The 11,010-nt window shown below is 36.8% G+C and carries 9 protein-coding genes, 1 tRNA gene and 1 other annotated feature; of the genes, 4 read left to right on the forward strand and 6 right to left on the reverse strand.

The genetic code is table 11. The features are described 5' to 3' along the window. Window positions 1–421 precede the first annotated feature (421 nt). Genes H5R88_RS01745 through H5R88_RS01760 form a run of 4 tightly spaced genes read right to left on the reverse strand, consistent with a single transcriptional unit; the run spans window position 422 to window position 4,193 of the window. Window positions 422–1,567, reverse strand: a complete 1,146-nt coding sequence (locus H5R88_RS01745) for an ArgE/DapE family deacylase (protein ID WP_182600105.1) — start codon at window positions 1,565–1,567, stop codon at window positions 422–424. A gap of 16 nt (window positions 1,568–1,583) precedes the next feature. Further along, on the reverse strand, window positions 1,584–2,273 hold the full coding sequence (locus H5R88_RS01750; protein ID WP_182577652.1) for a methionine ABC transporter permease: 690 nt from the start codon (window positions 2,271–2,273) through the stop codon (window positions 1,584–1,586). Continuing rightward, complete coding sequence (locus tag H5R88_RS01755; protein WP_182600106.1) at window positions 2,266–3,330, reverse strand: methionine ABC transporter ATP-binding protein; 1,065 nt, start codon at window positions 3,328–3,330, stop codon at window positions 2,266–2,268. The genes H5R88_RS01750 and H5R88_RS01755 overlap by 8 nt, the downstream gene beginning before the upstream one ends. Before the next feature lie 11 nt (window positions 3,331–3,341). After that, window positions 3,342–4,193, reverse strand: a complete 852-nt coding sequence (locus tag H5R88_RS01760) for a MetQ/NlpA family ABC transporter substrate-binding protein (protein WP_182600107.1) — start codon at window positions 4,191–4,193, stop codon at window positions 3,342–3,344. Window positions 4,194–4,287: 94 nt separating this feature from the next. Continuing rightward, window positions 4,288–4,531: a binding site (T-box leader), on the reverse strand. 642 nt (window positions 4,532–5,173) lie between these two features. On the opposite strand from H5R88_RS01760, the gene H5R88_RS01765 reads away from it, so the two are divergent. Continuing rightward, window positions 5,174–6,106 (forward strand): L-lactate dehydrogenase, encoded by a 933-nt coding sequence (locus H5R88_RS01765; RefSeq protein ID WP_182577655.1) that lies wholly within the window; start codon window positions 5,174–5,176, stop codon window positions 6,104–6,106. A 148-nt stretch (window positions 6,107–6,254) separates the two neighbouring features. Beyond that, window positions 6,255–7,451, forward strand: coding sequence for an MFS transporter (locus H5R88_RS01770; protein WP_182600108.1), 1,197 nt, complete (start codon window positions 6,255–6,257; stop codon window positions 7,449–7,451). Between the two features lie 184 nt (window positions 7,452–7,635). Here H5R88_RS01770 and H5R88_RS01775 read toward each other — a convergent pair whose 3' ends face one another. Beyond that, window positions 7,636–7,917, reverse strand: coding sequence for an FMN-binding protein (locus H5R88_RS01775; protein ID WP_182577657.1), 282 nt, complete (start codon window positions 7,915–7,917; stop codon window positions 7,636–7,638). A gap of 24 nt (window positions 7,918–7,941) precedes the next feature. After that, window positions 7,942–8,583, reverse strand: a complete 642-nt coding sequence (nth, locus tag H5R88_RS01780) for an endonuclease III (protein WP_182577658.1) — start codon at window positions 8,581–8,583, stop codon at window positions 7,942–7,944. A 297-nt stretch (window positions 8,584–8,880) separates the two neighbouring features. On the opposite strand from nth, the gene H5R88_RS01785 reads away from it, so the two are divergent. After that, a complete protein-coding gene (locus H5R88_RS01785) occupies window positions 8,881–10,353 on the forward strand; it encodes an APC family permease (RefSeq protein WP_182600109.1) in 1,473 nt (490 codons plus the stop codon). An 86-nt stretch (window positions 10,354–10,439) separates the two neighbouring features. Further along, window positions 10,440–10,514: transfer RNA gene (locus tag H5R88_RS01790), tRNA-Thr, on the forward strand. Window positions 10,515–11,010 lie beyond the last annotated feature (496 nt).

The following is an 11,010-nucleotide window of genomic DNA, read 5'->3' on the forward strand; positions in this document are numbered from 1 at the left end:
GTCAACTTCACCCCTACTTTAACAAAAAAGTAGTGGAAATATCAGAACCGTCGTTCTGATATTTCCACTACTAAGCTTAGTCTGTTTTAAAGTTTATTTTTCTCCTAATATAGCATAAAAAGAGAGCGAATAATAACAGTCTGAGAGAGATAAGTATTGTTCACTCTTATTTTCGATGAACTTTTTAATAAAATCTATGTTGGTGTTTACCACCCATAAATAAACTTAGAACTGAAGCTACTAAAATTGCGGAAAAACTCACAACAGCGATTACGTTACTTAATAATGACATCATGGTAAACACCCTTTCTTAGCAAAATTTGTTATCGCTTTCATCAACTACATTATAGCATTGAATTGCCATAATGGATAAAAAACTACCTCGTATTTACTAATTGGGATAGTTATTCTAGTAGCCTATTTATTCATCAAAAAAATCACGAATAATTTGTTTATAAGCTTTAATTGTAGCGATGTAACTAGAAATCGTTGTATATTCATCGGTTTGATGAGCCACCTTCCAATCATCACATCCTAAAATCACAACGGGAAGGTCAGGGCGATTTAATGTAAATACACTTGCATCTGTTGCCCCATTGATAATATCAAGCTTGATGTCATTTGGATAATTTCGTTGCGCAGCATTGAAGGCGGCTTGAACAAAATTATTATTGGGTTCGGTAGCGATTGGATAAAAATCTTGAATAATATTTAGTTCTAGTTGGAAGGGGGTTGTGTGATTAATATATTCAAGGACATCGTTTAATCGGTTTGCAACTTTGACATTATCAAATGCTGCAGTTGGGCGAATATTCCCTTGTAAACTGGCGCTGTCAGGAATGGTATTAACCTGCGATCCACCATCAATAACTGTAATACTATGTTGTACTTTTCCAAGGTATTGATCATTCTTGGCATTATCAAAAAGATATTTCTCTTCCTCAATAAATTTTAGTAATCCTTCAATTGCATTAATACCATTTTGGGGATGTGAACTATGACATGATTTTCCATAACTAGTAACGCGGTAATTCATACTTCCGGAGTGGGCAAAAATAACGTTACCGCCGGTTGGCTCACCGACTACTAAAGCGTCAAGATCATTGATAATACCTTGCTTTTGCAAACGATAAGCTCCAGGAGTGCCTAGTTCTTCGCCGGCAGTTGCAATAAACCTAACGGTTCCCGATGGTAGTTGACCCGCTTCTTTTAATTCGATTAACACGATAGCCTGAGCAGCAAGGCCACTTTTCATGTCCGCCGCTCCACGGCCAAAAAGAAAATCACCATCAATTTCCCCACCAAATGGATCATGTTGCCAGCGATCTGGATTGGGTACTGCCACGGTGTCTTGATGTCCAGTGAAGCCAAGAATTTTTTTGTTTTCACCGGTCCCGATTTCCGCAATTAAATTTGCACGTCGGTCACCAAATTCATCAACTTTTGAATCAATTCCATGATTTGCTAAAAGTTTTTGTAAGTAGTAGGCTACTTCAACTTCATTCCCATTAACAGAATGGATTTTTATTAAATCTTGCAGTACTTTAACTTTTTCGCTGACTTCCATAATAATCCTCCTAAATTTAACGGTCCTGGTGGTTAAGATGCTTGGCTAAAATATCGCCAACTATTTGAATGATCAAAACAAATAGCAGAACAAGGATAGTAGCCACGAGGGTTACGTCATTATTAAAGCGATCGTAACCGTATGAAATAGCAGTATTACCTAAACCGCCGGCACCAATTGCACCAGCCATTGCGGTAAGACTAACTAAACTAATTAGCGTAACAGTAGAAACACGGACAAGTTCAGAGCGACCTTCGCGAAGGTAAACGTCAATGATAATGTCCCAGTTAGTAGCACCGATAGCTTGTGCCGCTTCAATTTTACCGTGGTCAACACTTTCAAGAGCAACTTGAACTTGACGAGCATAAAAGGCGAATACTCCCAACGAAAGGGGAACTAATGCCGCGGTAGTTCCAATCTGTGTCCCAACAATCAATTGTGTGAATGGGGCAATAAAGGCTAACAAAATGATAAATGGAATTGCCCGGAAAATAGATACAACTTTGTCAACAATACTAAAAACAATTCGATTTTCTAAAATTCCACCTGGCTCAGTAACTACAAGGGCTACTCCAAAAATTAAACCTAAGATTCCGCCGAAAATAGCGGGCCAAAAAGTCATATAGATGGTTTGCGCGATTGAAGTACCCCAACCGTTGTCACCACCCCAACCAAGTTGAATTACATTTGGTATAAGATTATTCATTCCAAATCCTCCGATCGTCAATCTTTGTAACGGTAACATTATTTTCTTTTAAGAAGTCGATAGCCTGTTGACGCTTATTGGCATCGCCCTTGATAACTATAAAAAGTGTACCAACTGGTGAACCTGCTAAGACTTCAATATTTCCATAAAGCATACTTGCCTCAACCTGTAGTTTCTTATATAACTCAATAATGATTGATTTTGTTACGTTATTTGCATCATAAACTAATTGAAGTAACTCTTCATCATCACCAAGGTGGCCAAGATCGAATGATTTGAGTGTATCGACCGCTGCCAGGGAACCTCCGACAAATTGACGGGTTAAGTCCTGTTGTGGGTGGAGGAACACGTTTTGTAATGCTCCACGTTCAATTATTTGTCCATATTCCATCACAGCAATTTTATTAGCTACCCGTTTAACAGCATCCATTTCATGAGTAATTAAAACGATTGTTAAATCTAGTTTATCGTTGAGGCTTTTAAGAAGGTCTAAAATTTGATTGGTATTTTGTGGATCAAGCGCAGAAGTGGCTTCATCAGAAATTAGGATTTCAGGATCATTAGCTAATGCCCGGGCAATTGAAACCCGTTGTTGCTCACCACCGGATAACTGTACAGGGTAAAATTCAGCTTTATCTTTTAAGCCAACTAAATCTAAAAGTTCAAGAGCCTTTTTCTCTTTTGCGTCATCATTTAAGTCAGTATGTTTAAGAGCAAAAAGGACATTTTCAATTACTGAAGTTTCATTTAATAAATTGAAGTGTTGAAAAATCATTCCAATTTTTCGTCGCTTTTCTTGCAACTCTTTATTACTAATTTGTTGGTGATGATCCTTAAAAAATACTGTTCCATTAATTGTGACAGTTCCAGCAGTGGGAAGCTGTAAGAGGTTAATTGTTCGAACTAGTGTTGATTTACCAGCTCCGGAATAACCAACAATTCCATAAATGTCGCCCTTTTCTACTTTTAAAGTAACATCTTTAACCGCGTGCACAACTTGTTTTCGTTGTTTAAAAGTTACACTAATATTGTCTAAGTCAATGATTGGGTTCACCATATTAATCCTCCTTATTTATTGAAATTTAGATCCCAAGCAGGAATTTCTGCGGTTCCATATAGTTTCTTGATTTCTCGTTTTGTTTTTTCAGTTTGGTAGGCCCGCACAACGTCTTTGTAAATCTTATTGTTCTTTTCACTGTTTTTAACAGCAATGATATTGACCCATTGTTTTGAATCCTTGTTAATCGGTTCAACAAAAATAGCACTCTTATAATTAAGACCGGCGGCTTGTGCATAGTTAGTATTAACTACGGCTGCATCAACGTTATCAAGAGACCGTGCAGTTTGGTCGGCCGCTAATTCCTTAATCTTAAGGTCACGTGGATTCTTGGAAATTGAATTTACTGTTGCAAGCTTAGTACCCTTCTTTAATTCAATTAAACCAGCATTCTTTAGTGCGAATAATGCCCGTGATTCGTTTGAAGCATCATTTGGGACGGCGATAGTGCCACCATTAGGAATTTCCTTTACATTCTTATATTGCTTGGAATATAGCCGGATTGGAGTAATAAACGTATCGCCTAAAGAAACAAGATCAGTTTTGTGGGCCTTATTCCAAGTTTGTAAGAATAACTTGTGTTGGAAGGCGTTTAAGTCAACATCGCCATTTTCCAAAGCCTTGTTTGGTTGGTTGTAATCAGTGAATCGTTTGAATTTTAAGGTAATGTTGTACTTATCTTTAGCGGTTTGGCTTACTGAATTCCAAATTTCATCGTCTTGTTTTGAACCAGCCATAATCCCAACAGTAACAGTCCGTTTTGCTTGTTGTTGCGGACGAACAAAACTAAAGTATCCAGCAATAATAACAATAAGTGCAACTACTGACCAAATAATGATGTTTCTTCTTTTCTTTCTTTTCATAGTAAAACTCCCTTTCAATCAATAAATTAAATTCTTTTGTTAGTTAATAGAACGCTAAGCTATTAGTAAATAAAAAAAGCACTTGTCCCTTTATTCAAAGGACGAGTGCTTCGTGTTACCACCTTTATTTACTGAATCTTCACAGACCCAGCCTCAGTAGGTTACTCTAATAAAATGATTAGAATTACCTAGCACTAATAACGTGTGCTAACCCGTTATCGACTAACAATCATCGATACCATTCCAAGCCCATCTTCAATAGTTACGTTTACTTCTTTACACCACCCAGAAGCTCTCTTATAAACCTCGCTATTTACTCTGCTTTTCGATATGTTTTAACGTTCAATTAATTGTTATGCATTTTATTATAATTATTCTCTCATTTTTGTCAATAGGTATTTTAATTTAAATATTGCCTTATTTTAGTCATTAATTGTTTCACAAAAGATGACAATAGTATTTATTAAAGATAGTAAGAATTGAAAATTAATAAATAAACCAGTAAAGCTTGAGAATATTACAAAAAAAGCAGTGGTCTCAAAAATAACTATTTTATGGGTACTAAAAGGACTTTGTGATGTTATTAGTTCAGAATAATACTTCAGTGAAATTGGTTGAAGACTGCAATTGAATGATTATAGTGAAGATGAGGTAAATAAGCGAGAAAAGCAGTATTTAATTAGGTAGAATAGCTAGTGTAATTGCAATTTTATATTCACACGGATACTCAGAGCTATAATAATTATAGCATTCATCATTATAGCTATCTGTTGCTGGAACAGACTGTACTTTATGGAGTACCTATCTTTCTTTCAAAATAACGGATTGATATTTTTAGAAGAAATTTCTTGGAACCTTTTTCAATTTTGAAACGTTTTTTACCTTGTTTTTTCACCTTTTTATTTTGATTATCTTCTGGCAATTAAAGAAACATTATGATAACATTAGAAAACGATTAAAAAGTGAAAGGGGTCTTAGTAATGACACGGAAAATTGGAGTTATTGGAATGGGGCATGTTGGATCAACAGTTGCACACTACATTGTGGCAATGGGTTTTGCAGATGATCTAGTTCTGATTGATAAAAACGAAGCAAAGGTTAAGGCGGATGCACTTGATTTTGAAGATGCAATGGCTAATTTGCCTTTCCATATTAATATTACTGTTAATGATTACAGTGCATTAAAGGATGCGGATGTAATTGTATCTGCATTAGGAAATATCAAACTTCAAGATAATCCTAATGCTGATCGCTTTGCGGAACTTCCATTTACTCGTCAAGCGGTAAAAGAGGTTGCTCAAAAGATTAAGGAAAGTGGCTTTAACGGCAAGATTGTGGCCATTACTAACCCAGTTGATGTTATTACTTCGCTCTTTCAAAAAATAACTGGTCTTCCGAAGAACCATGTATTAGGAACAGGAACCCTGCTTGATTCTGCACGAATGAAGCGGGCGGTGGCCGAACGGCTTAATTTAGATCCGCGTTCTGTGGATGGTTATAATCTTGGGGAGCATGGTAACTCTCAATTTACAGCATGGTCCACTGTTCGCGTTCTTGGTCGTCCTTTAACTGAATTAGCAGATAAGCGTGGATTAGACTTAGAAAAGCTTGATAAGGAAGCCAAGATGGGCGGCTGGACTGTCTTTCAAGGGAAAAAATATACTAACTATGGAGTTGCAACGGCAGCTGTTAAGCTTGTTAATGCAATTTTATCCGATTCATTAACTGAATTACCGGTATCGAATTTCCGTGAAGAATACGGAGTTTACTTGTCTTACCCAGCAATCGTTGGTCGTGATGGAATTGTAGAGCAAGCACAACTTGACTTGACAGAAGAAGAGCTGCAAAAACTTCAAACATCAGCCGACTTCATTAAGGAAAAGTATCAAGAAAGTTTACAAGCAAAAGATTAAGGAAACCTTAAATAAAGAAAATAGACTAGTATAAAAAAATAATACATGGTAGAGTTGCTTCTATACTTAACAAATAAAAGTGGCGTCATCGGATAAATTTGGTGGCACCACTTTTATTCTGTAAAAATATATAGAGAGGAAATATATCATGACAAAAGAAGTAAAGCGTATAATCTTTATAGTTCTTTTTTGTGAGTTTTTGATTTGTCTAGGAATGAGTCTTATCTTCCCGGTTGAACCGTTCATTAAAAATGAATATCACTTTACTGCCTTTGACATGGGAGTGATGTCTTCCCTATTTGCTTTTGTACAATTTATTGCTTCTCCCATTGTTGGTCGGATTTCAGATAAAATTGGACGAAAGCCAATGTTAGTATGGGGATTGCTGATATTCGCGATGGCTGAATTTATTTTTGCCTTAGCACAGCATTTATGGTTATTTGACTTATCACGGGCTATTGATGGATTATCAGCAGCTATGTTTGTGCCAACATCAATGGCATTAGCGGCGGACATTACTAGTGAAAAAGACCGCGCTAAGGTGATTGGCTGGTTATCAGCAGCATTTAGTGGTGGCTTAATTTTGGGCCCCGGATTAGGCGGGATGTTAGCACATGTTAATTACAAGTTTCCCTTCTGGATTGCAGGGTTGCTAGGCCTGGTTAGTACAATAATAGCATGGCAATTTTTACCGCATGATGAAGATGAACTTGTTAAAAGTATTACTAAAAATCCGGAAGATGACTTATTATCTAGTGGTTGGAGTCAGCTAAGACAAATTATGACTCCATCCCTTATGACATTATTTGGGATGATTTTTGTAGCGGCGTTTGGTCTTGCTGGTTTTGAAAGTATTTACAGTTTATATGTAAATGAAGTTCATAATTTCAATTTAAGTGCAATTGCGCTTGTTCTAACCCTTAATGGGATTATTTCTTTAATTTTACAAGTATTTTTGTTTGATCGGTTAGTTCAATGGCTTGGTGAAGTACGATTAATGAGATATTGTTTCTTTGTTAGTTTGATTGGGACGATCCTAGTGATTTATGATCACTCTCATTGGCACATTATCATAGCAACCTTATTAGTATTTGAGGCTTTTGATTTGTTACGACCAGCAATTACAACATTGCTAACTAAAATGAGTCAGGCCAATCAAGGATTGCTAAATGGTGTTAACATGTCACTAACTAGTGTTGGGAATATTGTTGGCCCGCTTATTAGTGGTTATTTGTTAGATGTTAATTATCAATATCCATACTGGTTTGTATCTATATTCTTAATTATTTCCTGGGTAATAACATTCATTTTACGACATGAGCAAAAAGTAAATACCACTGATTAAAGCTTGAGGAGATGTAATGTTTTTTAATGTCGCTACTGATTATTATTGGGTGGCTATAGGGGTTGTTGTTTCACTTGGTGGTGGAAGTGGAGCTATTTAGGTATCCTTATGGCTATTTTTCGTTTTAATGGAAATTAAGACATTATAAAAATACGAGGCATGGGAAGCTCCCCACCTCGTATTTTTATTTTTGTCGTTGTGCTTTGTTAAGAGCATCTGTGGTTGCGTCCTTAATTGCCCGACTGGTAGCAGTTGCTCCAGTAATTCCGTCGACATCAGCGCTATTTGCAGCAATGATCTTGCCAGGAAGTTCATCTAAAGCCCATTGTCCCATTTCAGATTCATGGTGTTTAGTTACTTGTAAATCTTGAATCTTATTGTCTTGATAAGTTAACAAAACTTCTAATTCACCACCATAGGCACTAAAGCCATTTCCGAGGTATTGATTTGCTTGTAATTTACTCATTTTATTTAGTAACAACTCCCACAGTTAAATTATATTATTTTGTCCGGTTTCGCAAATTGCTAATAAGGGACATGTTTGGCATTTAGGATTTCGTGCAGTACAAACGTAACGTCCCCAAAAGATCATGCTATGATGAGCATCAAGCCAGTGTTTAGGCGGGATAACCTTCATTAATTTCTTTTCAATTGTAAGGACGGTCGCATTTGGTTCTACCATTCGTAACCGTCGAGCAACACGACTAACATGCGTATCGACTGGGAAAGCAGGAATATTAAAGCATTCAGCGAGAACAACATCTGCTACTTTGCGACCGACTCCTGATAGGCTCATTAATTCTTTTAATGTTTGAGGGACTTTGCCATTAAAATCAGTGACAAGTTGTTGTGAAGTTTTAACTAAAAATCTGGCCTTGTTACGATAGAGCCCCAGTTTTTTGATATATGGTTCAACTTCTTCTGGTTTGGCACTAGCTAAATCAGCCGGCAAAGGAAATCTTGTGAATAATGCTGGTGTAACTTCATTGACAGATTGATCTGTTGATTGAGCACTTAAAATTGTTGCCAGGAGAAAGTGATAATTTGTAGTAGCAATTAAAGTAGTACCAGCGTCTGGAAACTTCTGCCGCATAACTTTAACTGCATAACGGATTTCATCCGGGGATAGCATTAAAAATCACTCTTTTCGAATATGGTTATAATTATTTTAACCCGAATTATTGAAATTAGCGAAAGGTAATTAACTCATTTTTTACTCATTAAATTTTTATTTATAAAATTATGGCTAGTAATTCAATGTTAAATTACTTTAAGAAAAAATGTTTGATATACCCACAACTAAAGAAAACGTTTTCTTTGGTTAATTTAAATAAACAATTGACCAGAGAAAGGTGCCTTGGTAAAATATATTAAAGTTTTTCTTATAATTATAATCTATTTTTAATTATTTACGTAAAGGAGGATGATTATGAGCTTTTGGAAAACAATTACACGTAAAGAAGACCCGCGTGTTTATGATAATAAAGACGGTCATTTGGTTCGATCTTTGAAGGTGCGGGACTTTTTAGCTTTAGGTGTTGGAACGATTGTATCCACTTCCATTTTCACTCTTCCTGGTGAAGTGGCTGCAATGCATACCGGACCTTCTGTGGTTATTTCTTTTTTGATTGCTGCGATCGTTGCGGGGTTAGTTGCCTTCGCATATGCTGAAATGGCTGCCGCAATGCCGTTTGCCGGTTCAGCATATTCATGGATTAATGTGGTATTTGGAGAATTCTTTGGTTGGGTTGCCGGTTGGGCATTATTAGCTGAATACTTTATTGCTTTGGCCTTTGTTGGGTCTGGACTTTCTGCCAACTTCCGGGCATTATTTGTGCCACTTGGTTGGAAATTACCAGCTTCATTATCAAATACTTTTGGTACAAATGGTGGGGTAGTTGATATTGTTTCGGTTGTTGTAATTATTTTAGTTGCTCTCTTAATTTCACGTGGGGTATCACAGGCTGCTCGCGTTGAAAATCTCCTTGTTATTCTTAAGGTTTTTGCAATTTTACTTTTTATCGTTGTTGGATTAACTGCAATTAAAGCAAGTAATTTTGTACCATTTGTCCCAAAATATCATGAAACTGCTAATGGTGCGTTTGGGGGGTGGCAAGGAATTTATGCTGGTGTATCGATGATTTTCTTATCATACATTGGATTTGATTCAATTGCTGCTAACTCGGCTGAAGCAATCAACCCTCAAAAAACAATGCCACGTGGAATCCTTGGTTCTCTTGTTATCGCTGTTGTTCTTTTTGTTGCTGTTAGTCTTGTATTAATCGGCGTACTTCCATACCAACAATATACTAATAGTGCAGAACCAGTTGGACTGGCATTACGTGCAGCCCATCATGGTGGTGTAGCGACAGTTGTCCAAATAATTGCTGTTCTAGGAATGTTTACGGCCTTAATTGGGATGAGTATGGCTGGTTCACGGTTAATCTACTCATTCGGACGTGATGGAATGTTGCCAAAATGGCTTGGGAAGCTTGATGAAAATAATCGACCAAATCGAGCTCTCTGGACACTTACAATTGGAGCTGTTTTAATTGGTGCTTTCTTCCCATTTGCGTTCCTATCTCAATTGATTTCGGCCGGTACCTTGATTGCTTTTATGTTTGTTTCTCTTGGGATTTATGCATTACGTCGTCGTGAAGGGAAGGATATTCCAGAACCTTCATTTAAAATGCCGTTTTATCCAGTACTACCAGCTCTTGGCTTCCTAGCTTCATTGGTTGTATTTATGGGGTTGGATTATCAAGCAAAACTTTATGCCGGTATCTGGTTTGTTTTCGGTTTAATTATTTACTTTGCCTATGGAATGCAGCACTCATCGATGGTAAAGAGAGAAGACAGACAAGATGTGAAAAAAGAGACTGTAGCAGAAGAAAACAAATAGCAATATTTTCTAGAAGAAGATATATTTGCAAAAGTAGCTGCTGGTAAATCTTGCAATTTAAGCCCATCTTCGGTTATACTTTAAGCGCCATCTTAGCTCAGTTAGGTAGAAGCACATCCATGGTAAGGATGAGGTCGGCGGTTCGAATCCGCTAGATGGCTTAAAATGAAGAGCACAGGGTTCTAAAATGCTTTTCTATAAGCATTTATAGCGGATTAAAACGTTTAAGTTCTTAATGATTCGGAATAGTTTTTCACAGCCTTGCAACCCATATAAAGAGAGAGGAAATAACCTTCTCGACAAGGCAGTGGACTAGGCTAGAACGATGATTGGCTCAGCAGGGCTGACCATTGTTCGTGAAAACAGTTGAGGCTGAGAGAAAACTTTTGTTTTCTTTCAGCCTCTTTTTTGGTGAACAAAACGATAGTAAAGTAACGGAAAAAACTATTAGGTTAACTTCGCATTATAAACCCAAGAATCGAGTTTAAGTACAAATAATAATCACTAGAGGAGCCTTTGTTGTGCTAGTCATCGTTTGAGTTTTATCAATTGCTTTATCGAAAATGACGTGTACCCCCAGAGTTGGAAATCAACTCTGGGGGTATTTTATATGACCAAAATTAGCGTTAAAACTAAACTTAAAGCTGTTGAAGAATA

Origin of the sequence: Limosilactobacillus agrestis (assembly GCF_014145585.1) — a bacterium.
Taxonomy (GTDB): domain Bacteria; phylum Bacillota; class Bacilli; order Lactobacillales; family Lactobacillaceae; genus Limosilactobacillus; species Limosilactobacillus agrestis.